We start from the raw sequence: 25,354 nt of genomic DNA on the forward strand, positions 1-25,354 counted from the left end.
CAAGTGAAAAACCTAGGCACTTTTCGTTTCAGGCATTTGGAATAGTGGTTCTCGACCTTCAACGATCTCTCGTGTGATCGAGTAGTTCGAGCCGGGTTCTTGTTCCGGCAGGTCAAACATGATGTCGAGCATGACCGACTCGATGATCGAACGAAGACCACGGGCACCGGTTCCCTTGGCCAGGGCACGCTGGGCGATCGCTTCGATCGCTTCGTCAGTGAACTCGAGTTCGGCGTTTTCCATCTCGAAGAGGGTCTGGTACTGCTTGACCAGGGCGTTCTTCGGTTCGGTGATCACCTTCTTCAAGCCGTCGAGGTCGAGTGGTTCCAGCGAGGCGACCATCGGCAAACGACCGACGAGTTCAGGAATCAGGCCGTACTCGAGGATGTCGTCGCTGGTCACGTTTCGCATCAGTTCGGCTGCATCAGCGTCCGACTTGAACCCCGAAGATTGACCGAAGCCAATGCTCTTGCGCCCCATGCGGCGACGGACGATGTCGTCGATACCGACAAACGTACCACCACAGATGAACAGGATGTTACTCGTGTCGATCTGAATGTACTGCTGCTCGGGATGCTTACGACCACCTTGTGGCGGAACATTGGCGACGGTGCCTTCGAGCATCTTCAGCAAGGCCTGCTGGACCCCTTCACCAGAGACGTCACGGGTGATCGAGACGTTGTTAGACGTCTTGCCGATCTTGTCGATTTCGTCGATGTACAGGATGCCTCGCTGGGCGGCTTCTACATCGAAATCAGCGGCGTGCAATAGTTTGAGCAGCAAGTTCTCGACGTCTTCACCGACGTAGCCTGCTTCGGTTAGCGTGGTAGCATCACCAATGGCGAAAGGAACGTTAAGGATGCGAGCCAACGTACGAGCCATTAGCGTCTTACCGCTACCGGTCGGACCGGCGAGCAGGATGTTCGACTTTTCGATCTCGACATCGGAACCTTCGTGACCGACGACCAATCGCTTGTAGTGATTGTGAACGGCGACCGACAACACCTTCTTCGCACCATCCTGACCAATGACGTATTCGTCGAGGTTGGCCATGATTTCGCGAGGGCTGGGAATCTTGTTGAACAGCTTGTTGCCAGATCCGCGACGGCGATTCTCTTTCTCGAGAATCTCTTTGCACAAGTCGATGCACTCGCCGCAAATGTAGACGTTGTTGTAAACGTCGCCAGGTCCCTCAACGAGCGGGCCTACTTCGCGGTAGTTTCGACGACAGAACGAACAAAATGCATTCTTCTTGTTGGTGCTATTGTGGCGAGTTCCACCAACGTCATTTCCTGCGGGCATGAATTCACTCCTTTTCGGCTTCGCTTGGAACAGCAACTGGCAGGGGCGTTTGGACCTTGAGGCAATCTCTTGATGCTTATGCCGGCCAGGGCTGTTGTTATTTCCACGTGCTGCTCGACTGGCCATGGCTTATCGAAGCCGTAGGCCTGGGGGCATCCTTGTCCGCAAAGAGTTCGAGCCGTATCCTTCAGCCGCAGTTATCGCTCTTCAAAAATAGCGACGTTCTACGCTGATACCGCTTCGCATGGGCGAAGAGAGAATCACTTCCGTGACCCTCATTGGTTGGCCTCCCAGGCACCACACCTCGCATTACGAAACGATGTTTTGGTTTGTGCGATGTTGTTTCGCAAAAACCAGACAAATTATCCCTAATCCGACTTGCTGGCATCTTCGGTAAAAACGATCTCCGCTTCTTCCGAAACTGTTGCAGGTTCTTGGATTCGGGCTGACATGTCCGTTGTTATTTTTCGGAATTCCTCGTCCGATAGCTCACCCTGTGAATGCATTTCGCGGAACTTTGATAGCATCGATGCAGGGTTGTGTTGGTCCTCGTCCGAGTATTCGCGCCATTTTCTCAGAAGGTGGAACGTTAGTGCCAGTCCTAGGATACATACCGCTAATAGGAATACTGCGAATGCTAACTGCAGGTATTGATTTTCCATCTCGACCCAGGAAGTACTAACTCGTCATCGTCTACCCATGCCGCAAGCATACCGATAGCGTGGGTAGTCCTTCAAACCCCTATTATTTCCATAAACGGCAACCTCGTCCAATCATTCGCCCGGATTGCACCACCCCGATCGGCAAATTGACAAGGTCATCCGCCGCCAGATAGGCTATGACTTCTCGTATCTTCTTACTTGAAGAACATTTAGGGCGATCTGATCATGGCACGCGAAGCAACCATTCAAAAAATCTCGACCACAGGAATTGTCGCCGTCATCCGCGCGGACAATGGGGAAATCCTGGCAGATGTCACCCAGGCCCTGGTCGACGGAGGGGTAACGGCCATCGAAGTCACCTTTACCGTGCCCAAGGCCCACAAGGTCCTGGAATACGTTGCCGATCGTTTCGGAGACAAAATCCAACTCGGTGCCGGAACCGTACTCGATGCCGAAACAGCCCGCATCGCGATTCTCGCCGGGGCGGACTTCATTGTCTCGCCGATCGTCGACCTGCCGACCATTGAAATCAGCCATCGTTACGACAAAGCGATGATGGCCGGAGCACTAACCCCGACCGAAGTGGTAAAAGCCTGGCAAGCCGGATCCGATGTAGTGAAGATCTTCCCCTCGGACCTGACCGGACCAAGCTATCTGAAATCGCTGAAGGGCCCCCTGCCCCAAGTTCGCATGATGCCGACCGGCGGCGTCAACTTAGAGACGGCCGAGTCGTTTCTTAAAGCCGGCGCCTGTGCTTTGGGGGTTGGTGGGTCGTTGGTCGAAAAGTCTGCGATTGAATCAGGCAACATGGACCGCATTCACGACCTAGCCAAACAATATGTCGAGATCGTCCAGCGATTCCGGGCACAATAGTTGTTCCCTGGAATAGGGACCGATACGATGCATTGAGACGAACTCGACGTTTTCTCATCCCCTTATTCCGCAGCGCTCATGCCCATCTCGTTTGCTTGCCCTCATTGCGGGACCCAAATGGAGGTCCTCGACCGCTTTGCCGGCCAAACCGGGCCATGCGCCGTGTGCGCTAAGACAATCACTATTCCCGGTAGCGTCAGCCCAGCTGCCGACCAAAACCACGCACGCGGGAACACCAAACGCTCGTCCGACGATAACAGCGGCGTGGCCTTGGGTACGCTGATCGGAATTCTAGGAGGCTCGGTCGCTTGCTTCTCGGTGATCTTCCTGACCCTGGTGTTGATCTTTCAGGTGGCCATACCGGCTGCGAACCAGATGCGAACGGACAGTTTAAACCGGGCTTCACTGAACAGGATCGAACGCATCACCCAGGCCCTTAATGCTTATCATGATCTGCACGGATCGTACCCGCCTGCCTATTTCACCGACGATAAGGGAAAGCCAAGTCACTCGTGGCGGGTCATGATATTGCCGCAACTGGATCGCAACGATCTCTACGAGCAGTACAATTTCGATGAGCCGTGGACGTCGCCGGCAAACATCACTGTGACGACTCAGATGCCAGACGTCTATCGCAGCGAAACAGACAATTCGGCCCAAGCCATCTCTACCAACTTCGCCGCCGTGGTGGGTAAGCGGACGATGTTTCCGCATGCAAAGTCGACGACCCGGTCTCAGGCAATCGACGACCCGAGCACCGTGTTATTGATTGTCGAACTTCATGGACTCGGTTTCGACTGGACCGATCCGACCGAGAACTACGACCTCGATAGCCCGCAAGGAACGATGATTATCGACAACAATCGGCAATCTTCGACGTCGAACGGTTCGATGCTGACGGGCAACATGGGCGTGATGAACGAGGATACGTACCACGCCGACGAAGCGACTTCGGTCACCCTTCTGCAAAGCATGGCGACGCGAAGTGGTAGCGAAGATATTGGCTACGAGATGGACATGCTCGACCAGCCGTGAGCGTTACGAATTAAGCGATTGGTACGAACCGTACGACCGGCATAGTTTGCCAGCCTTTGCTGACGCGTATCATACGAGCGACCCTATCAAGCGGACGACTCAACGACCGATAGAATGTCTTGTCGTGTCCTCTATCGCAAAAGGGTCGTTCATGTTTGCCAAATCACGCTTGCTCGCTGCCACCACTGGCGCACTCGCATCGATGCTGGCACTCAGTGGAGCCATGCTATCAGTTCAGGCCCAACGGCCAGCAGAGGCGACCACTGCAGACGGCGGCCCCATGCTGACTCGACAGATGGAGTTTGGCATTCCTTACCAGGTGGATGCTCCCGGCTCGACGCCCGAAGTCCAGTTGATGGTCTCAAACGACCGAGGCGCTAATTGGGTTGGCTATCATCGTCAGTCGGCCCAGCAAAACCGGTTCGTCTTTCAAGCCCAATCCGATGGCGAATATTGGTTTGCAATCCGCACGTTCGATGCCAGCGGACGACCAACCGAAAACAACGGTTATTTCAAACCCGAGTTGAAAGTCGCCATCGACACGCAAACCCCAGACGTTTCGCTTAAGGCGCACGCACTGGAAAGTGGTGAGGTGATCGCACAGTGGTCGATTAACGACCCCGCGATTGACGTTGAACAGATCCAGCTAAGCTATCAATCGTCACTACAGTCTCCTTTCCAGTCCGTTCAGGTCGATGCTTCCAATGCCTATCAAGCCGATGGTGTCATTGCTGGCGAAACACGGTTCTTTCCGATTGCGACGGATCGGGTCATGCAGATCCGACTCGATGCCTACGACAAAGCAGGCAACGTAGGCTTCGCTCAACAGTCGGTTTCGGTGCCGCTGGTTGCCCAAAAGCCAAGCTGGAACGGTGTTCCCAGACCAGCCCCAGGCAAGGCCGGCCCCGCCCCAGACTCATTGGCCGGCGGTAACATCCCGGTCGACCCGTTCCGACAACGCCGGATCGAGATGCCTGAGCCGCCCAAGCAAGCAGTACCCTGGCCGACCGATAATGCCGTGCCGCGACTACAAAACCATGCCAGCAACCCCAGCACGCCATCTAGTGCAGGCCCTCAGCAAAGTCAGCCGTTGGCCGGAATCGGAGTTCCGCCGGTGCCGCAGGGCATGGACGATCGGTTCAAGCCTGCCAGTATGAAGATGGAACCGCCGGTGGCTTCCTCTAGTCAGCCAGAACGCCCAACCGTCAGAGCAAACTCAACGGTCGGCCTTCCACCAGGGGTGACAGCCCAAGCGATCAACCACAAAGGCTTCGCGCTCAATTACGGAGTCGACACAGTCGGCCCCTCCGGCATCGGCCAGATCGAACTGTGGGTGACCCGCGATGCTGGCGAAACGTGGGAACCCGGTGGAACCGATCCCGATCGTCAAAGCCCGTTCGATGTGGAAGTTCAATCGGAAGGGACCTATGGGTTCCGCATCGTGGTTGAAGGAGGCAACGGCCTGACCGGTCGACGCCCGCAACCCGGCGACCTGGCCGACATTTGGGTGCGTGTCGACCTGTCGCAACCGATCGCGACGATCACCAACGTGGTGTACGGAGAAGGTCCTCACGTGGGGCATCTGGATATCAGTTGGAATGCGACCGACAACGATCTGGCCGATCGACCTGTTTCGCTGTACTACGCGTCGTCGGCCGATGGCCCTTGGAAGCCGATTGCGGAAGAGATTGCCAACTCAGGGCAGTACATCTGGAAGATCACCCCGGAAGTGCCGGCCGATATCTTCCTGAAAGCAACGGCCCGGGACCGATCTGGCAACGTGGGCGAATTCGTGCTGAAGCGAGCCATCGCCAACGACGGCCTCGTTCCTCGAGCTCAAATTCGCTCGCTACGGCCGATATCCGAGCAGAACGATCAAGCGGCGATGCCCTTTACGATTCGTTAGTCGCTGGTAGTCAAATGCTCCTGCACCGGGTAACTTGGTGACATGGCAAATACGGTTCATGCGTTTGATTTTCTTGACACGGACGCGACGTCGATTCCCTCGGTTTGCGTCGTCTTTGGCCGTGATGCCTTCCTGCGCGGGTTAGTCGCCGAAAAGATCCGCCGAGCGGTCCTGGGGGACGTGAACGATGTCCCGTACGGCAAGCTGGCCGGCAACACCGTGACCTGGGTTGATGTAGTGGACGAAGTTTCGACGATGAGCTTGTTCGGAAATTCCGGACGACGGCTGGCGATCGTGGAAGATGCCGACCCTTTCGTTTCTCGCTACCGCGACGAACTAGAGAGCTTTCTAGAAAAGTCGCGTCCCGGCGGAGTCCTCGTTCTGCAAGTCGAGAAGTGGGCCGCTAACACGCGACTGTATAAAAAGTGCAACGAGGTTGGTCTTCAGGTTCAATGCAATCCGCCGGAGAAGAAAGCCGGCAAGAAGACCTCGCTCGACATGGACGCGCTGAGCAAGTGGTTCGTCCGACGGGCAAAAGATGAACACGACGCCAAACTCAACGCAGGCGCGGCTCATCTGCTGGTCGAACTACTAGGGACGGAACTGGGGCTTATCGATCAGGAGGTCGCCCGACTCTCGCTCTTCGTCGAACCGCACGAGGCCATCAACGAGGATCTTGTTCGCGAACAAGTTCATGGGGGTCAGCTTCAAGAGATCTGGCACCTGGTCGATGCGGCGGTCGAAGGAAAGACAGCCGAAGCGTTGAACCAGCTCGACCGACTCTTTCAAGCAGGCGACAAGCCACAGAAGCTGTACGGGCAAATTGCCTGGAGCTTGCGACGTTTTGCCGCCGCGACACGAATCTATCAGCGAGGACGCCGCCGCGGCGACGCTGTCAGCTTGCGCGATGCATTGAAAGAAGCTGGCTTTCCTAACTGGCCCAAAGCGTTGGAAGAAGCCCAACGCCGCCTCTTAGCACTCGGTCAAATCCGTGGAGGACGGCTCTATCGACAGCTGCTCGAACTGGATATGTCCCTCAAAGGAAGTCACTCGCAAGAAGCCCGCGGGCGGTTGGCCTTGGAGAAGCTGATTGTGTCGTTCTCGAAAGCGATGGACCCACCGCGAACTGCTCCTCAACGTTAACCTTCAAGCTCTTGTTTCTTCTCGAAGGGGCTCCAATTCCCAGGGTGAAGATTGGGAAGTTGGTAACCGCTTTGCTCCTCACTCCTATGGGTAAAGGGGATCAGAATTGCTGTGGGGACCGGAAGCATTGGTTCCAGGAAGCGGCGAGTACACGAAGCTGCAGCATGCGGACCAGCTTGGCAGCTAGCACTTGCTTGATAATCCGACTCGGTATCTCTTGCTTCAATCTTGACGATTTCCTACTATCCGCCGACCGTTTCTTGGAAGAAGGCTCGCGCCTATGCGCGCCATCAACGGAAGCCCGAGCGAATGATGTCGAAGATTATCCTCCTTAGCGTTGCCACCCTGACCGTCCTACTGACCGGCTGCATGAGCGGCTGGAATCGCGGTATGAGTGATCCCAGTTCGATCAACTCGTATCTCAATCAGAAAGCGGTTCAAGAGAAACCGGTGGCAAAACACTCCAGCGCGCCCGAAGGCAAGAAGCCTGAGCAGCACGAGTTAGCCAAGTCCGAAAGCAGTGATGTCGCGCTTGGCAAAAAGCTGGCGGCTCGCCTGGCGGAAGTAAAGAACCAATCCGCGGAATCCGCACCACTAGGCGAGAAGTACGCGGCCCGTCTGGAAGCGTTAACCTTGCCAGCCGACGACAAACAGCAAATTCTGAGCGAGTTCGCTTCGGCCAGCGACGCTCAGTGGGAAGAACTGCTTTCCAAGTTGGAGCCAGTCTTCGGACCTAAGCAGCAAGCGGTCGTCAAAAAGGAAGCAGCCAGCGAATCCGACCTGGTCGATCAATACGCCTCAAAGCTCGTACAGCGACACCTGAACATGCCCGCAGACAGCGTCCCGGCGGAACAGCCCACGCGTTTGCCATCGACCAACATGCATCAAGATACGTCCCATCTGGCCCAGGCCGACCCCGCTGGCTACCCCCGGACGATCGATCTCGACCGAGGCAAGACAACGCCGGCAGCTCGTGCGACAGCTCCTCCCGAGGAAAAGATACGTCGCGACACCGGTGTTCAGCTGGCCGCCTATGTGCCGGAGTTGGATGCCCACGCGAAAGGTCTCACTCCAGAAGACGTACAGGCCGCCGCCATTGCCGATATGAAGCGGGATCCGATGAACATGCCTGACAAAACGGCCGGCCCCAAGCCGAAGGTGGATCAGCCGCAGGAAGAAGAAACCGTCAGCCAACTGACCCAAGTCGAATACCGAGCGATGAAGATCCTCTGGCAGCGCAGTCAACTTTCGTTGGAAGCATTGCACAAAGAGTACAAAGCTCAGTTCGCTCCTGAGCAAACGCGGACTTCGCCGGACCCAAGCATCCTAAGCCTCGACGAACTTCACGCGATTCTCTTCGACCTGAAAGGACGCGGTTGGATCTCAGATACCCGGCGAGGCAATACAGTCGTCTTTTGGGCGGCTCGCAATCAAGAGGAAACCGACACTGGCAGTTGGGAAAAGCTAATGGACGACACGATCCAAAAGCTCGAACGAATTGCCACCGACACGCGGGCCTCGGAAGAAGAACGCACGATCGCTCAGCTTCGCCTGCGGATGCTGTATCTAGTTGCGAATCGTAAGGCCGACGCCATGGAAAAGGTCGATAGCTTGACGCCGGAAGAGCAAGAGGTTTGGAGCAACACGCTTTTTGGCTTAGCCGACTACATGAAAGTCGAAGAGATTCCCGTCGAACGCCGTCATACGCTGGCCCTGGGCTCTTTCCGCCGGGCCATGTCACATCTGGAAGCGGCCAGCCCGCTGGAACTGCGTAACCTGGAATTCATTCAAAGCGTCGACAGTTTTGGCCAATTCAAGCCATTCCCTTCGCATGATTTTCAACCCAAGCAGGAAGTCCTGTTGTACGTCGAGGTCGAGAACTTCTCGAGCCGCGACAACGGCGGCAAGTTTGAAACGGCTTTGCAGAGCAACTACGAGATCTACGACCAGGCAGGCCGTCGGATCGATGCTCGCCAGTTCCCAGAAGTGAAGGACAGTTGCCGCGTTCGTCGTCGCGATTTTTACGTCCCCTACCGACTCTATATGCCTGAGAATATCCCCTCTGGCACCTATCGACTAGAATTGACGGTCCGCGATTCGACCGCCGATAAGTTTGGCCAGACCTCGATCGAGTTCCGCATCAAGTAGGAAGACGCCCATGCTCAGGTGCGACGTTGCTGTAATTGGTACCGGCGGCGTCGGCAGCGCGGCAGTCGCACACTTAGCTCAAGCAGGCGCATCGGTCATCGGGCTCGATCGCTACTCGCCGCCCCACATCCATGGCAGTTCGCACGGCCAGACGCGTGTCATTCGCATGGCCTACTTCGAGCACCCGGACTATGTACCGCTGCTTCATCAGGCCTATCGCGGTTGGAGCGACCTGCAGCAAGCGACCGGTCGTTCGTTGTACTTCCCCACCGGCGTGCTACAAATTGGGCCGGAAGCAGGCGAAGTCATTGCCGGTACACTGCGGAGTGCTCAAGAGCATCACCTCGCGATCCAGCGAATTGCGTACGACGAAATCACCGATGTGTTTCCCGGGGTGGTCGCGCCGGAAGACTGCGTCGGCATCTTGGAACGCGACGCCGGTTACCTGCTGGTGAGCGAGTGCATCCAGGCCTATCTCGAACAGGCCAAGCGGCACGGGGCCAATATCAAGACCGACTCGCCGGTTCAGTCTTGGACACGCATAGGGCAAACGTTTGAGCTGCGTACCGCGTCTGAAGTCATTCACGCCGGGCAGTTAATCATTTGCGGCGGGGCGTGGGCCTCTCAGCTTCTCGCTGACCTGAAGGTGCCGATGACCATTTTGCGGAAGCATCTTTATTGGTACGCGAATGATGCCTCAGCCTACACGAGCCAGGCCCAATTTCCGGTTTTTCTTATCGAAACACCGACGGGCATCTACTATGGATTTCCCCAGATCGAGCACGGGGTGAAGCTCTCGCGACACGATGGGGGCGAACCGATCGCGTCGGCCGCTCAGCAGAACCAAAACGAGGACCCAGCCGATCGCCGCGCGCTCGAAGCGTTCGCGGCGGGTCACCTCCCCCTGCTCTCCAAAAACTTGCTGCACCGCGAGGCATGTATGTATACCGTCACGCCGGATCAGCATTTTCTTGTGGGGACGCATCCCGAGCACGACGGTCTGCACTTTGCCGCTGGCCTTTCCGGGCACGGTTTCAAGTTCGCTTCGGCCCTGGGCGAGATCCTATGCGACCTGGCGATGACCGGCCAGACGTCGTCGCCGATCGAGTTTCTTTCGCCACGGCGATTCTCTTAAATCGCGTCCCTGATACTTAACAACAACCTAGAGTTGGTTACGCGTTTCGCTGCGCCACTGCGCACGCGTCGGACAATCGACATAACCGCTGCAATCCGCCTTTGAGAAGTCGCCATGAGTCAGCTTCAGTTACCCCCTCAAGCTCAGCAATACGCCAGTCTCCTTCGACAGCAGTGGAAACTGTGGGTGCCGGTAGCGTTCGGCTGTTTTCTATTGGCGGCAACCTATTCCTTGGTGAAGCCAGACCAGTGGCAAGCAACGCAGTCGGTTTTACTGCGTGACGAAGCGGCCGGACAGCTTAGCGGCCAGGGGCGTTTCGACAGCATCGACACGATGAAAGCTGCTCAGGAAATGGTGGTGGAAGTGGCTCGCAATCAAGCGGTTCTAGAAGCCACCCTCAAGCAAGTTGGGCCGCAACTAGGCAGCCGCGTCAAAGGTGAGTGGCCGACACTGACCGATATTGAATCGTTGCGAAAAAACGTGGCCGTCAGCCCACCCAACGGTGCCGAGTTCGGCACTACGGAAGTGTTGCATCTTTCGGTTGATGCCGACCATCGCGAGCGTGCGATTGTGTTGGTTTCAACCCTTTGCCAACAAATGGACATCGCTCTGAAGAATATCCGCAATCGACGCGCCGACAGCGTGATCGCCGAACTGAATAACGCCGAGCTACTTGCCCAACAAGAACTGGCCAGGGCAACCGAAGTTTTGAAAGCTCAGGAAACGAAAGTAGGCAGCGACCTGGGCGAACTGCGAAGCTTGAACGATGCCAGTTCCGGCGACGGAAATCTCCGCAACGCCTGGAATCAGATCAAGCAGCAGATTCGTGACGGCGAGGCTGAACTGGTCAAGCTGGACGAACAGCTCAACATTTTGGAAGCGGCGCAAAACGACCCCGATCACTTGATCGCGACCCCCAACCAATTGCTTGAGAGCCAGCCTTCGCTACGTCGCTTGAAAGATGGCTTGGTCGACGCTCAACTCCGGACATCGCAGCTGATGGGTAAGATGAGCAAATCGCACCCGCAAGTTCTCTCGGCGATTGCCGCGGAAGAAGAAGTCCGCCGCAAGCTACGAGAGGAATTAGAAATCTCAGTCCGTGGGGTGCAAGCCGACGTGCAATTACAGCGTTCGCGGCTGAAATCGATCAACAATCAAGAGACCGACGTTCGCGAACGACTCGACTCGCTGGCTTCCATTCGTGCGGGCTACGCCAACCTGGTAGCCGACGTCGATAAATGCACCGTCGTATTGCGGACCGCACACGAACAACTGGCAGATGCCAAGGCCAACAAAAGAGCTTCCGAAACTTCCAGCTTGATCACCCGTATCGACCAGCCCACCACCGGCGAATATCCGATGGGCCCCAGCAAAACGGTCATTGCCGGAGGCGGTTTGCTCGGTGGACTGATGCTGGGGATAGGAGTCGTTGTGCTGCTATCACCGATGCCAGGCAGCCAAGGCCGCCGCTGGACCGATCATCTGTTTGGACGTCGCTCGACCGACACTTCCACCGCACCTACTGCTGGCGATCGCCGATCAGTTGCCCGTACCTCTGAGCCGCCAGCCAATCCGGCCGCAGCCAACTCAGATGCCACCGGCCGAGGGCGTCGTGCGACCGACCAAGCCTCACCGGCAACCTACCCGGAAGTCGATCGCCGTGGAGGTTTCGACCGTCGCGGGACGGCCGCGCCACGAGAACGGCGCGGCCAGTAGAGGGCTAACCTAGTTTCTATTTCGCTTGGAAGTCGGTCGGCTTCAAGCCTTTTTTGAAGCTATTGAAACCATAGAAGCTCGGATCGTAGTCGCCGATGATGCTGACATCGAGATTCGGTGTGATCTTGTCTTCCAGACCCAGCAGATCGAACACCGCGTTCACCACAATTCGGCGACCGTCCTCATTAAGGTAGTCGATTGCACTGCCGAACGTGCTACACACAGACGTCCCTTCTTTGCCTCCTTCAAGTTGATACGGCATCGTCCAGACGATGGGCATCATGGGATCGTTCTTCTTGCCTGCAACAGGCTTATCTTCCGGCTTCATTCCTTCCAGTACCGCTCCATAGACCAGCACGGTCGCGTCTTCCGGTAGATTGCGAACCCCATACACGTCGGTGGGTCCCCAGACATCGTCGACACCACAGAGGATGGGGTTATTCTTCTGTTGCTCGTTGATCACTCCACGGGTGCTTTCTCCCTTGTGCTTGCCGTGGTGATTCACCCACGTTTCGCCTAGCACCTTTTTACCAAAGCCACCTTGGGCATTGAAACTGTACGAGTTGTACTTGGCATCTTTGGGAATGTTGAACGCGTGGGTCGACGTACGAATACCGATGATCGGCTTGCCTGCTTTCAGGTATTCGTCAATGACCTGCATGTCTTCATCCGGCAGATTGCGGAAGCGGGTCATGATGATGCATAGGTCAGCCGACTTCAGTTTTTCGATGCCGGGAATGTTCTTTTGATTGTTCGGATCGACTGTACCATCTTCCGGATTGATCGAAAACAAAACGGTACATTCAAAGCCGTGATGCTGTGAAAGAATGTCGGCGAGCATCGGAAGCGCTTCTTCCGAGCGATACTCTTCGTCTCCACTGATGAGCACGATGTGCTTCCCTTCGCCAGGGCCTTCGCCACCATCGTAAGTAAGCATCGTTTCGTCGGCATACATCATAGAGAACGGTGTCAACATCAGGGCAATCAACGCGAGCCCGAAGCGATTGAATTTCATGGATAAGTCCTAATGGGGTAAATCGAAAGGTGGGAAGTCTTGAACCAGTTCGGTTATAATCGAAATCGAGCCACATTTCACCGCTTGCACGCGATCAATTCCCACGAATTTATCACGGCGCCGCTGCGTCTGCCCTCCCTCCTTGCTTCATTCGAAGGTTTCGCCATGTCTCGATTTCAGTCGCTCGCGTTGGGTCTGCTATTATTGCTGGGACTTGCGGGTATTCTTTGCGCCGAGAAGCCCAAGGTCCTCGATCCGCGTCTTAAGCTGGAACTGATTGCCGAGCAGCCTGAGATCGTCACTCCGATTGGCATCACCTTCGACCAGCACGGCGACCTGCTAGTGATTGAGTCGCACACGCATCATCGGCAGCCGGACTACCAAGGCCCTCCGAAAGACCGCATTCGCCGCTTTGCCGATACCAACGGCGACGGTAAGCTCGACACGTGGAGCACGTTCTACGAAGGAACCGAGTCCACGATGAGCATACTTTCCGCACAGGATGGTTCGCTCTATGTCGCCACACGGATGGAAGTTTTTCGGCTGCGCGATACCAACGACGACCAGGTCGCTGACAAGCGGGAAGAGATTGCTCATCTAGAGACAGCCGGGCGATATCCACACAACGGGCTGGCCGGGCTGACCATCGGTCCCGACGGCTTGCTTTACTTCGGGCTGGGTGAAAACCTGGGCGAGCCGTACACGCTGGTCGGCAGCGACGGCACTAAGCTTTCCGGGGGCGGCGAAGGAGGTACTATCTATCACTGCAACCTCGACGGTAGCGATCTGCAGTTGATGGCGACCGGCGTGTGGAACCCGTTCGGGATGGTCTTCGATCCGGCCGGGCGTTTGTACATGGTCGACAACGATCCCGATAGCCGTCCTCCGTGCCGCCTGCTGCATATCGTTCCTGGCGGCGACTATGGCTATCAATTTCGTTACGGACGAACGGGCGTTCATCCGCTGCAGGCCTGGAATGGCGAACTGCCGGGCACACTGCCGATGGTGGCTGCTACTGGTGAGGCTCCCAGCGCCGTGGCGTGGTACCACGGCCAGTTGTGGGGCACCAGCTGGGGAGATCATCGCATCGAAACGTTTCGCCTGGGCACCAATGGCGCGAGCGTGCAGGCAACATTTCAGACCGTCGTACAGGGGGACCATAACTTTCGCCCGGTCGATTTTGCGATCGCCCCGGATGGTTCGCTTTACTTCACCGATTGGGTCGACCGTAGCTATCCCGTGCATGGCAAAGGACGTATCTGGCGGCTGACCTGGAAAGACGAACCCAAGTCAAGCCAGGCGTTACCACTTTCCGCTGCTGAGAAGGAAGCAAGCGAACTTCGGAAGTCCCCTACCCTGTCGGCGTTTGAGTACGACGATCCTTTCCTACATCAGGCGGCCGTTTATGGCTATGCCCAGCAGAACATCGACATGCCGCGAGAGCTGTGGCAAGAGTTGCCGACCGGTGCTCAGCGGCTGGGAATCCTCGAAGCGTATCGCTGGTCTTACGATACCAAGCAGACGGATGCTCCCTTGCATCTACTTCGTGCAGCCTTGCACGATCGTGACGATCGCGTTCGCATTTATGCGATGCGGTGGATCGCCGACCTGCAGGACAAAGATTTTCTACCGCAGCTTAAAGAACGCCTTCAATCGCATACGCCCAGCGTCCGCGAATTTCCCGTGCTGCTCAGTACGATCTCGTGGCTAGAGTCTGGCAGCGTTGGTGGGCGGAACGAAATTCTCGAACAGCAGACGCTGGCCAATATCATTCGTGACGAGAACCAATCGACCGCACTGCGAACGCTGGCTCTTAAATTAATCGATCCACGTAGTAAGCAGCTAACCGACGATACGCTGAAGGCGTTAACCCTGTCCGTCGATACCAACCTGGCCCGTCAGGCGATTCAAGTACTATACCTTCGCGGCGGTGATTTCGGAGAGAAGGTAGCAACCGACATCGCTTTGGATACGGCCCGCGATCCGCAGCTTCGTGCGATGGCGATCGTCGGGCTGTCCGACCATGCGGACGTTCATCAAACAGCGCTTAAAAAACTTGCGGCCGATGACAACGCCATCGTTGGGCGAGAAGCCAAACGGACGCTACGCAGCGAAACGATCGCTGATCCGACATCACCGGAGAAGTTAGACCAGTGGTTGACCTCAATCGAAGGTGAAGCAGACGTCGAGGCAGGCCGCCGCACGTTCCTTTCCTCCAAGGGTGGATACTGTATCCGCTGCCACCGGTACGACGGAAGTGGCGCGGACGTGGGCCCGGACCTCACCTACATTGGCCAGCGAATGACGCGTAAACGCCTGCTGGAATCGATCCTTCAGCCCAGCCGAGAAATCGCGCCCATGTATATCCCTAAAGTTTTGCTGACGGACGATGGGCGACTGCACGTCGGTTACCCAATTACCGATCCTCAGGTGAACGAACAACGACTGTTCGTCGACACAGCCGGCAAACGTTTCGACCTCGACCCCGAGGCCATCGAAGAGGAACGCGACTCGGACAAGTCGATCATGCCGGAAGGTTTTCAACAAGTTCTAACGCCAGAAGAAATGCGCGACCTGATCGGCTTTCTGATGGTAACAAGCAACCCGAAGTAACGTCTGGCATTCCTAGTCCCCTCGCCCCTCAGGGGAGAGGGGACAGAATATTGTTGAGTAAGGAGCGTTTGTTTCGGATTCGATGAGCTTAGTAGGCGTTCTTACGGCCAAGCACGACGAAAACGGTCTCGAATAGAATTCGCAGATCCAGCCAGATACTCCAAGTGCGGATGTACTCGTGGTCGCACTGGACTCGACCTTCCATCTTTTCGACGGTGTCGGTTTCACCACGCCAGCCACGAACCTGGGCCAGGCCGGTGATGCCGGGCTTCACTTTGTGACGCAGCATATAGTGATGGATCAACTTGCGGTATTGTTCGTTGTGTGCCGAAGCATGCGGCCGCGGCCCCACAAGGGACATCGTCCCGGTTAGTACATTAAACAGCTGCGGCAGTTCGTCAATTGACGACTTACGCAGAAAGCCGCCGATCGATGTCAGTCGGCTATCGTTCTTTTGGGCCTGCTTCACACTGGGTCCATCTTCGCACACCGTCATGCTGCGGAACTTCCAGACTAAAATCTCTTGCCCGTCCAGGCCGTAGCGTCGCTGCCGAAAAAAGACGGGGCCTTGGGAAGTCAGCTTCACCGCCAGGGCCACCAGCATCATCGGTATGGCCAGTAGCAACAAGGCCAGCGAAGCCAAGAGGATGTCGCTGACCCGCTTCAAAATCCCGTCGACACCCAGCAGTGGGTTCTCGTAAACGCTGACCACCGGTAGGCCGCGAATATCAGACCAGCGCGAGTGCAAAATCTCGAACACGAAAAAGTCGGGCACGATATAAACCGAAGCGGTCGTGTCTCCTAAATGATTCAGCACGTTACGAATACGTGATTCAGCTCGCATCGGGAAGGTGATGTATACCCGATGCACGTCACCGCATTTGGCGGCTTCGACCAGGTCGTTCAGGTTACCGATGCACGTTCCCAGGCTCTCAGGGATTTGCGGCAAGCGATCGCTGGGACGGTCGTCGTAAAACCCGGCGACTCGCATCCCCAGGTCAGGCGTATCTTTAATGTTCTGAGCAAGTTGAATGCTGAGTTCGTTCACGCCGACGATCGCTACGCCGTGTTGGTTCATTCCATTGGCAAGCATCCAACGAAGAACCGTGCGGATAATCATACGGGAAATGGTGAGCAGCAGCGGCGAGATCAAAAACCACGACACGAGCGTGTAGCGATTGAAAGGGTGATCGTAGCGGAAGATGGTGGCGATTAGGACCAATAGACCCAGCGATAGGGCCCAGGTCATTGCCCCGCACCAGATTTCTCGTTCAGTGGAAACTCCTCGCCAGTTGCGATAAACGCCGGTGAACTCGGCCACGACGTAATAGATTGCCAGTGCGGCAGCCACGGCCAACTGATGGTCACCCACGGGAGTTCCACCAGACCCCATGACAGCTAAGATCATCCCCATGATGATCGCGACAGCGTCCGCCACGCGGTAGAGCCCGTCGAGGATGGTCGATTTATGCTGGATTTGCCGAAGTGGATTACTCATCGCGATTGCCTGACTTCAAGGCGCATGCGCCCCCTGGGTTTCGAATTCAGGCAAATATAGGTCAGCCCCCTCAGCCGGGGAAAGAAAGAGAAACGGCGGCGTAAGATCTGACCAGGCCGCGGTACCGAAGTTGACGATTGCAACGAGTGGACGGGCAACAACCAATTCCTGCCCCCTCGGCCCTGTGGGGACAGGGTGAGGGGCAAACCGGGTACCCGCTTCCCAACCCTGACCCTAGCCCTCTCCCTTGGGAAGGGAGTGGGAACCGAAAGTGGCGTACTTGAATAGAGAGGACTAGTAGCCCTACAGATCGATCGCTTCGTTCAAGTTGATTTCGATCTCCGGGGCGGCCGGATCTTGCTTGTCGCCAGGCGGTGCGTCAGGCTCTTGGGCACGCCTGAGAAGTCGCCGGAATAGACCTTCGAGCGGGGCATCGCCGTCGTCGGCCGAGTTTCGGTCAGGTGGATTGGCTTCGCGACGCTCACGCAGTTGGTCGAGCATGCCCCCTTCGCGGTTGGCGTTTTCCATGAGCGATCCGGCCATATCGAGAATACCAGACACATCTATTTCGCCATCTTCACCCTCCAGATCAAGCTGGATGTCGTCGTTTTTAAGAAAGTCACGCAGCGTCGACTCGGCGGTTGCCATTAGCGACTGACCTAGCCGTTGTTTGTCGATGATCGGTTTCTCCAGCGTACCGACAATAGGAATCTCAATCGTCTTACCGCGAAGCGCTGACAGGAGCGGAAGCGGAAGCTCGCCGTCGCTGAATTCTTCTGTGGGATTCAGCGGAACAGGCACCTCTGCGATCAGATTGAGCGACTTATCGAGCCCCACGAACCCGCGAGTTCGCACGCGCAGATTGCCGACTCCGAAATCGAGTCCTTCGTGATAAACCTGCTTGTCGGCCAGTTCAAAATTGATTGTGCAATCGGAAAACACATCGACCGACGGCCCAAGCCCGATGAACTCGGTAATCTTCTGCACCAACGGCGTTCCGGTCAGTTGGGCTTTGTGAATGACTACCTGGCCTTTGCCCACCGAGCTTTGTCGATCGGCCAGGGGAACGCGAATATCCTTTAGCGAAAGCGAGATTTCTCCCTCGATCTTCGTCACTCCGTTCACGACCGGTGCGACGAACTTGAGCATGTCGTCGCACATCTCTTCGGTCATTTGCTGACGATCCATCAGCGTGGCGTGAGGAATGAGAATCGATGGCCCCTGCTCGTCCGTACGGCCAGGACGCAACTGGGCGAGGAAGCCGATCTTCTCAAATCCCCACGGTTTGGCCGCTCCTGGTTTGGTGACCTGCACGGTGGCATCGATCAACTGCACGTCGATGGTTCGCTGCAATGCTGCTTGAACTTTCTCTTGGTCCAGAGATGGGGCCTCGCCTGGTCCGTCATTGACCAGATCGGCCTTTTCGCTGGGCAGTTCGACCAGGATCACCGGTCGCTCGATCGTTAAATTCCCCAGTTGCCGCGGCTTGGTGATCAACTGAAAGAGCGTGACATCGTTCGCAATTCGTGGGACGTCGATGTTGTATTTGCCCATGTTTTGCTGAACGTGAAGATCTTTAATCTCCGTCGGATGAAACCAACCCACCGAGACCGTCTCAACCGATACGGCGACTTCCTTTCCATTGAACAGATGGTGCAGTAGAAAGTTGCGCACCGGGCCGTAGCTAATGACCACCGGGGCTACCAAAACAAGAACAATCAGCAGTGCGATCGCACCGCCGGCAAGTGCGATCAGCTTACCCCAATGCTTTTGCAGAAATTTCATGGCGTAGCATCCGGAAGAGAAAGCCCAGCCCGCCGATGACGCGCGGCCCCTCACCCGAGCAACGAGTGAGGGGACTGGCGATAGGTTGACTTACAGGGCCGAATTCAACGCGGCCAAAGCAGCGTCGTAGTTAGGTTCTTCGGTTACTTCATTGCAAGTTTCAGCATAGACGACCTTGCCGTCCTTATCGAGAACAAACGTGCCGCGGGCCAGCAACTTCAACTCGTCGATCAGCATACCCCAGTTGTTGCCGAAGCTACGATCTTGGTAGTCGCTGTACTGCTTGATGTTTTCGATACCTTCGGCACCGCAGAAACGATTTTGAGCGAACGGCAGGTCCAGGCTGATCGTCAAAGCGTTGATTTTATCGCCCAGTTCGCCCAACTTTTCGTTGAACTTCTTGGTCTGCGTTTGGCAAACGCCGGTGTCCAGCGAAGGGACGACGCTCATGATGGTTGGCTTGCCCTGGACGTCGGCAACGGTGATGGCCGTCAAACCTTCAGGGCCGAAAGCATGCAGCTTGAAGTCAGGAGCGGCCTGACCGACTTGCACTTCTTCGCCGACCAGGGTCATGGGGTTGCCTTTGAACGTGATCGCAGCGGGGCGGCTCATGGAACTTCCTCTTCAAATGAATGTTGCCGTTGGCAAATGTGGTTCGCAAACAAAGACGCATTGTGACGCGCCGCCGGGGGTGTTTGAAGAGGGCGTAGAACGAACATGCCGTGAATAAAAGCAGAATGCCAACGGGGCGGCGAGTTTTCAGTTTGAAGTGTTCAGTTTTCAGGAAGAAATCTGAGCAAGTCGGTTCGAAATGAAAAATGCCACCTGACTTTCGCCTGGTGGCATCTCACTCTATAGCAATGGATCGTTGACGACTCACCTTGGTCCAAAAAGGGTGGACCGATTAACGCCAATCGACTTCCAGTTGATTTTCGACTTCATGAACGCCATCCAAACGGCGAACGGTCTCTTGAGCCATCTGCTTATGAAAGTAGCTGCCCACGCGTCCCTTGAGCACGACGCGACCTTCGCTGTCTTCCACCTTAAGGTGACGACCAGGAAAGTGCGGGTTGGCGGACAGGGCCTGGTGAACATTACTCGCAATCGCGGTCATGTCTTGCATCACGGGTGCCTCACGAAAGGTCTGAGATCGGGGGAATTAGCGGCTGAGTGCTATCACTGCTATCGGAAGCCCAAGAGGCAAACCTCAACGAATTTTCCGCCGGCGATGCCAAGCCAGCCGAAACACTGCGGTTTGTTTGGATTGCAACGATTGCTAGACCGACTTCTGATCTCGTCCCTTAATACGTAAAGCACGTCGGCACTGTTTACGCGAACAAGCTCTTCGCCAACTCTTCCGCCTTAGCCATTGCCGTAGGAATCTGAGCCGCGTACTTACCACCGGCTTGCGCCATGTCAGGTCGACCGCCCCCCTTACCGCCAACGAGTGCCGCAGGCTTCTTAACCCAATCGCCTGCCTTTTTGCCGCTATCCACAAGCGTCTTGCTGAGCCCAGCCACGATGGTGACTTTGCCTTCTTCGGCGGCCGCAAACAGCATCACAGCCGACGATTCGGTGCTCTTGCGAATCTGGTCGATCAGCTGTCGCATGAGGTTAGCATTGGCACCTGGGACGTCGGCGACGACGACGCTCACCTTGCCGACCATGGTGGCTTTGGCCAGAAGGTCGTCACCGGAAAGCGTGCCGGACTTCTCGCGTTCGGCCAGCTGATGCTTCAGCTTATCGACTTCGTGATAGAGCGTTTCGACTCGTTCGGCTGACTCAAACAGCGGGCTGTTAAGCAGTCGGGCCGACTCTTTCAGCATCTCTTTGCGGTGGTAGTAATCGACATCGGCGCCGCTGTACGGTTTGACCGCAGTGGGGGCCTTAGGCGTTTTGCCACTGCCGTTGACTGCTTTCTTCAGGTCGCGAATGTACCCGGTCAGGCTGCGGACCGCTTCAGGAATGCTGGGCACATCGCACTTGAGCGTCTTGGCCATAGTATCTAGGGAGTGATCGACCTTCTCGCGATACTCTTTCGCCTTTTCGCCGGTCAAAGCGATGATGCGCCGCACGCCGGCCGAGACGCTTTCTTCGCTGATGACTTCAAACGCTTCGACCTGCCTGGTATCGGTCAGATGCGTCCCGCCGCATAGCTCGCGGCTGAAATCACCCATGGTAACCATACGGACCGGGTCGGGGTATTTCTCGCCGAACAGCATCATCGCGCCCAGTTCCCGGGCCTTGGCCAGGGGCACCGTTTCCCATTTGACCGTGCCGCCGTCGACAACTTTTTCGTTCACGTCGGTTTCGATGGTGGTCAGTTGATCGAGGGCGATCGGTTCCATGTTGGTGAAGTCGAAACGCAGGAGGTCGTCTTCCACCTTCGAGCCCTGCTGCTGGGCGTGCGAACCGAGCGTATTCTGCAGCGCGTGATGCAAAATGTGCGTGGCCGAGTGAGCCCTTTTGATGGCCGCACGTCGGGAGGTATCGACTTCAGCTTTGGCGGTGCCGTCGGTGGTAATGGCCCCCTTGGTCAGGTAGCCTTCGTGCAGAAAGAGATCGCTATCCTTCTGCGTGTCGGTAACGATGAACTCGAAGTCGTTGGAATAGATTCGACCGGCGTCGCCGACCTGCCCACCTGATTCTCCGTAGAACGGCGTCTTGTCGAGCACGACGATTAGCTTGTGCTCTGGGCCGGTCGTGTCGCACTGGTCGACCAAGTGCGATTCTTCATCTCCCTCGTGGGCAGTGACGATTCCCTTGATGGTCACCTCGGTGACTTCGTTTTCGTAGCCGACGAAATCGGTAGAGCGAACCGAATTCTTGAGCGACTCAATCGGACCGGTTTCGAAAAGCTTGACCTGATCGCCGCCAGATCGCTCGCCGAATTCTTCCATTGCCTTTTTGTAGCCGACCCAGTCGAAGGTGAAGCCATGTTCGATGGCGACTTGCTCGAACAGTTCTGGCGGGAAGCCGAACGTTTGGTAAAGCTCGGCCGCTTCGTCCCCGTTGACCACCGTCCGATTGGCCGAACGCATGCCGGCAAAGATTTTGTCGCTACGGGCAATGCCGTCGTCTAAAGAGTGGTGGAAGTTCTCTTCCTCGCTCTTGATGACGTTTTTCACACGTGTGACGGAGTCTTGTAAATCTGGATACGGTGTCTTCATCATCTCGACGATTTTGTCGACCAGTTGGTAAGCAAACGCATGATGAATGCCCATCTGGTGACCATCGAGGACCGCACGGCGAAGCAAGCGGCGGATGACGTACTTCTCTTTATTGGCGCCAGGGTAGACATTCTCGTGGACGGCCATGGTGCAAGCGCGGATATGATCGGTAATGCGGCGCAGGCGGCGGCCTTCGTCGGAATCGGGATTGTACTTCACGCCGCAGATTTCACCTGCCGCTTCCACGATCGGACGCAGGATATCGATGTGGTAGTTGGTGGTGACGCCTTGCAGGGTGGCGGCGGTTCGCTCAAGCCCCATACCGGTGTCAATGTTCTTACTGGGGAGCGGTTCGAGGTTATCTGGCGGATCTCCCACGCGATTGAACTGCGTGAAGACGAGATTCCAGATCTCGACCTTCTTGCCATCTTCGGGCGTGAAATAAATTTCACTACACGGACCGCAGACCCCATCGGGGCCTTGGCTGGGAGCGCTGGCTGGCCAGAAGTTTTCGTCTTCGTCGAGGCGCTCGATACGATTGAACGGCAGGCCAATCTTTTCGTGCCAGATGTTGGCCGCTTCGTCGTCATCTTTGTAGACGGTGACGCTCAACTGCTGGGGATTCAGCGCGAGCCATTTTTTGTCGGTCAGAAATTCCCATGCCCAGTGGATCGCTTCTTCTTTGAAGTAATCGCCGAAGCTGAAATTGCCCATCATCTCGAAGAACGTATGGTGATAGGCGGTGCGACCGACGTTGTCGATGTCGCCGGTGCGCAGGCACTTCTGGCAGGTCGTGGCCCGGGTAAAATCGAGTTTCACACGACCGAGAAAGTGATCCTTAAACTGGTTCATCCCCGCCGGAGTGAACAGTACCGAAGGGTCCCACGTGGGAACCAGAACGTCGCTCGGGCAACGTGTGTGTCCTTTGGTCTCGAAAAAGCTGAGGTACTTTTCGCGTAGTTCGTCGGTTTTCATTGGGAAACTAGTTTTCAGTGTTCAGTTTTTAGTGTTTCGGCAGAAAGCGAGAGCCACTGCTTCTTCCCCAATCATTGGGACACAAGTCCTTCATGATAAGTTCTTTGCCAATTTGGGCAAAGGTGACTGGTTCGCTCTAAAATAGGGGTCTCGCAAGAACCAAAACAAGGCCGGCCGCCCCCTGTGCTGGGGCAGCCGACCTCAGAACCCTGTTTTAGTAACGCAAAGATACGATGAAGGCAAATCCCGGGGAGGAATTTTGCCCGATCTACTTGCGTAGAGTGCGAGGAGCGAATCGGATCATCGAAATGGTTAGTCAAGTCGTAAAGACGGCCCCGCTGCAAGGACCGCGTAGGAAACCTGCCCGAGAGGGCGGGTCGTCTGTTACAAATCTTCTTCGGGTGGCATCTCGCCGTCGTCTTCCGCGTCGGGGACCGGGACCACCATCGGTTCGATCTCCGCCAGCACTTTTTGCTTGATTTCCTCGGTAAGTTCTGGATTCTCGACCAGGAAGACCCGGGCCTTTTCCTTACCTTGGCCCAATTGAATGTCGCCATAACGGAACCAAGCCCCGCTACGAGCGACCACTTTGTGGGTAATCCCCAGATCTAGTACGTCCCCTTCATAGCTGATGCCGTCTTTGTGCATCATGTCGAACTCGGCGATGCGAAACGGCGGGGCGACCTTGTTTTTGACGATCTTCGTACGAACGCGCTGCCCGACCACATCTTCGCCGTCCTTCAGCTGTCCGATGCGGCGAACATCGATTCGACACGACGAATAAAACTTCAAGGCCCGGCCACCAGGGGTCGTTTCAGGGCTGCCGAACATCACGCCGACCTTCTCGCGGATCTGGTTGATGAAGACCACGCAGGTCTTTGATTTGGCGATCGCTCCGGTCAGCTTACGCATCGACTGACTCATTAAACGGGCCTGAAGGCCGACATGTGAGTCACCGATTTCACCGTTGAGTTCCGCCTTAGGAACCAACGCTGCGACCGAGTCGACCACGATGATATCCACAGCGTTCGATTTGACGAGCATCTCGGTGATTTGCATTGCTTCTTCACCGCTCGATGGCTGGCTTACCAGCAGGGTTTCCAGTTGAACGCCCAGCTTCTTGGCCCAACTTGGGTCGAGTGCGTGTTCGGCGTCAACAAACGCGGCAATTCCGCCCATTTTTTGGGCTTGGGCAACCGCGTGCAGGGCAAGCGTCGTTTTACCGCTGGATTCTGGGCCGAACATTTCAATAATTCGACCGCGTGGAATTCCTTTGCCACCGAGGGCCAAGTCGAACGAAAGCGATCCAGTCGGGATCCCTTCGATCACCTTATGATTGTTGCCCAGGGGCATGATGGCCCCCTCACCAAACGACTTTTCGATTTGCGCGAGGGTCGTTTTCAGGGTGTTATTCCCGGCAAACACGTCCTTCTTGGCGTCCGCTCCCTTGGAAGCGGTGTCCTTTCCGGACGACTTTCTTTTGGCTGCCATTTTACCGTTGCTCTTGGTTGCGACCGTGACCATTTCTCAGGGCTCCTTTATGGGGAAAGACTGCAGGTACTGCAAGCGGCCTGCAAGCCTAAGTGCACAGATGAACAGTGTACAAATTTGCATCGTCGATGCAATCTTGTTTCTGTGTTGTTTCTAGAAATAATGATCGGTGAAGCCCCTGACACGTTAGGTCCAGGGCCGGAAAAAAAACTCCAAACGACCGACAAATATGCGTAACACCTGCCACAGAAATGTGTTACGACTTGGGACACGTAGCTATACAAGGTAAGCGGGACACTTAACCAAGCGTGCCGCGTCCGATCAGAGTAAATTTGGGACCGGTGCGGTCCAGCTTGCTGGCAAAGATACAAACTTCTTTCACGTGGCACTGACCTATCGACAATTGGGCGTTTTCAGCCAGCAGTGCCTGGAGATCGTCGATTTTACCGCCTACGCGCTTGAGCCGCCCAAGCGTGAGATGAGGGTGATACTTTTTGCGAGAATCAGGCGGGAATCCGATCGCTGCCAGATTCTCAGTCAGATCTTCCTGAAGCGAAATCAGCTGCTCGGCCCCCGTGCTGGCACCAACCCAGAGTGTGCGAGGATTGTCGACGTCGGGAAATGCTCCGGTACCGAACATCTCGAGTTCGAAGGGCGCATGCTCGGCTGCGATCTCAATGGTTTTCCTCGAGATATCGACCACGTCTTGGCCAGTAACATCGCCCAAAAAATTGGTCGTGATATGTAAGTTTTCTGACTCGACCCACTTCACATCCGTCTCAGCGGCCGAGAGCTTTTTCATCAGCTTCTCGGCCCGGCGACGGACATCCGAGGAAATTCGCACGGCCAGAAAACAGCGAGTCGCTTCCATCAAGCAGTACGCCTTC

The 25,354-nt window shown here is 56.1% G+C and carries 17 protein-coding genes; 8 read left to right on the plus strand and 9 right to left on the minus strand.

Annotated features, from left to right (window positions below; translation table 11 throughout):
• Positions 1-12: 12 nt before the first annotated feature.
• Positions 13-1,302, minus strand: coding sequence for an ATP-dependent Clp protease ATP-binding subunit ClpX (gene clpX / locus HOV93_RS20310; protein ID WP_207398370.1), 1,290 nt, complete (start codon positions 1,300-1,302; stop codon positions 13-15).
• A gap of 887 nt (positions 1,303-2,189) precedes the next feature.
• Between clpX and HOV93_RS20315 the strand changes: the two genes are divergently transcribed.
• The 7 genes from HOV93_RS20315 to HOV93_RS20345 all read left to right on the plus strand — a co-directional run bounded on the left by HOV93_RS20315 (position 2,190) and on the right by HOV93_RS20345 (position 11,920).
• Positions 2,190-2,837 (plus strand): bifunctional 4-hydroxy-2-oxoglutarate aldolase/2-dehydro-3-deoxy-phosphogluconate aldolase, encoded by a 648-nt coding sequence (locus HOV93_RS20315; RefSeq protein ID WP_207398371.1) that lies wholly within the window; start codon positions 2,190-2,192, stop codon positions 2,835-2,837.
• 78 nt (positions 2,838-2,915) lie between these two features.
• Complete coding sequence (locus tag HOV93_RS20320; RefSeq protein WP_207398372.1) at positions 2,916-3,872, plus strand: DUF1559 family PulG-like putative transporter; 957 nt, start codon at positions 2,916-2,918, stop codon at positions 3,870-3,872.
• 124 nt (positions 3,873-3,996) lie between these two features.
• A complete protein-coding gene (locus HOV93_RS20325; RefSeq protein ID WP_207398373.1) occupies positions 3,997-5,778 on the plus strand; it encodes a hypothetical protein in 1,782 nt (593 codons plus the stop codon).
• 42 nt (positions 5,779-5,820) lie between these two features.
• Entirely contained in the window at positions 5,821-6,921 is a 1,101-nt protein-coding gene (holA, locus tag HOV93_RS20330) for a DNA polymerase III subunit delta (RefSeq protein ID WP_207398374.1), read from the plus strand.
• Between the two features lie 309 nt (positions 6,922-7,230).
• Complete coding sequence (locus tag HOV93_RS20335; protein WP_207398375.1) at positions 7,231-9,069, plus strand: hypothetical protein; 1,839 nt, start codon at positions 7,231-7,233, stop codon at positions 9,067-9,069.
• Between the two features lie 10 nt (positions 9,070-9,079).
• On the plus strand, positions 9,080-10,204 hold the full coding sequence (gene solA / locus HOV93_RS20340; RefSeq protein WP_207398376.1) for an N-methyl-L-tryptophan oxidase: 1,125 nt from the start codon (positions 9,080-9,082) through the stop codon (positions 10,202-10,204).
• Between the two features lie 114 nt (positions 10,205-10,318).
• A complete protein-coding gene (locus tag HOV93_RS20345; protein ID WP_207398377.1) occupies positions 10,319-11,920 on the plus strand; it encodes a Wzz/FepE/Etk N-terminal domain-containing protein in 1,602 nt (533 codons plus the stop codon).
• 16 nt (positions 11,921-11,936) lie between these two features.
• Here HOV93_RS20345 and HOV93_RS20350 read toward each other — a convergent pair whose 3' ends face one another.
• Positions 11,937-12,935, minus strand: a complete 999-nt coding sequence (locus HOV93_RS20350; protein WP_207398378.1) for a ThuA domain-containing protein — start codon at positions 12,933-12,935, stop codon at positions 11,937-11,939.
• Positions 12,936-13,100: 165 nt separating this feature from the next.
• Between HOV93_RS20350 and HOV93_RS20355 the strand changes: the two genes are divergently transcribed.
• Positions 13,101-15,548 (plus strand): PVC-type heme-binding CxxCH protein, encoded by a 2,448-nt coding sequence (locus HOV93_RS20355; RefSeq protein WP_207398379.1) that lies wholly within the window; start codon positions 13,101-13,103, stop codon positions 15,546-15,548.
• Between the two features lie 88 nt (positions 15,549-15,636).
• On the opposite strand, the gene HOV93_RS20360 is transcribed toward HOV93_RS20355, so the two are convergent.
• The 7 genes from HOV93_RS20360 to thpR all read right to left on the minus strand — a co-directional run bounded on the left by HOV93_RS20360 (position 15,637) and on the right by thpR (position 25,338).
• Entirely contained in the window at positions 15,637-17,046 is a 1,410-nt protein-coding gene (locus HOV93_RS20360) for an undecaprenyl-phosphate glucose phosphotransferase (RefSeq protein ID WP_207398380.1), read from the minus strand.
• Between the two features lie 303 nt (positions 17,047-17,349).
• Positions 17,350-18,831 (minus strand): hypothetical protein, encoded by a 1,482-nt coding sequence (locus tag HOV93_RS20365; protein WP_207398381.1) that lies wholly within the window; start codon positions 18,829-18,831, stop codon positions 17,350-17,352.
• A gap of 90 nt (positions 18,832-18,921) precedes the next feature.
• A complete protein-coding gene (gene tpx, locus HOV93_RS20370) occupies positions 18,922-19,443 on the minus strand; it encodes a thiol peroxidase (protein WP_207398382.1) in 522 nt (173 codons plus the stop codon).
• Between the two features lie 292 nt (positions 19,444-19,735).
• Positions 19,736-19,954 (minus strand): BON domain-containing protein, encoded by a 219-nt coding sequence (locus tag HOV93_RS20375; protein ID WP_235990722.1) that lies wholly within the window; start codon positions 19,952-19,954, stop codon positions 19,736-19,738.
• A 205-nt stretch (positions 19,955-20,159) separates the two neighbouring features.
• Positions 20,160-22,976, minus strand: a complete 2,817-nt coding sequence (alaS, locus tag HOV93_RS20380; RefSeq protein WP_207398383.1) for an alanine--tRNA ligase — start codon at positions 22,974-22,976, stop codon at positions 20,160-20,162.
• A gap of 384 nt (positions 22,977-23,360) precedes the next feature.
• Complete coding sequence (gene recA / locus HOV93_RS20385; protein WP_315853444.1) at positions 23,361-24,500, minus strand: recombinase RecA; 1,140 nt, start codon at positions 24,498-24,500, stop codon at positions 23,361-23,363.
• A 265-nt stretch (positions 24,501-24,765) separates the two neighbouring features.
• A complete protein-coding gene (gene thpR / locus HOV93_RS20390; protein ID WP_207398384.1) occupies positions 24,766-25,338 on the minus strand; it encodes an RNA 2',3'-cyclic phosphodiesterase in 573 nt (190 codons plus the stop codon).
• Between the last annotated feature and the right edge of the window lie 16 nt (positions 25,339-25,354).

The organism is Bremerella alba (assembly GCF_013618625.1).
Lineage (GTDB): Bacteria > Planctomycetota > Planctomycetia > Pirellulales > Pirellulaceae > Bremerella > Bremerella alba.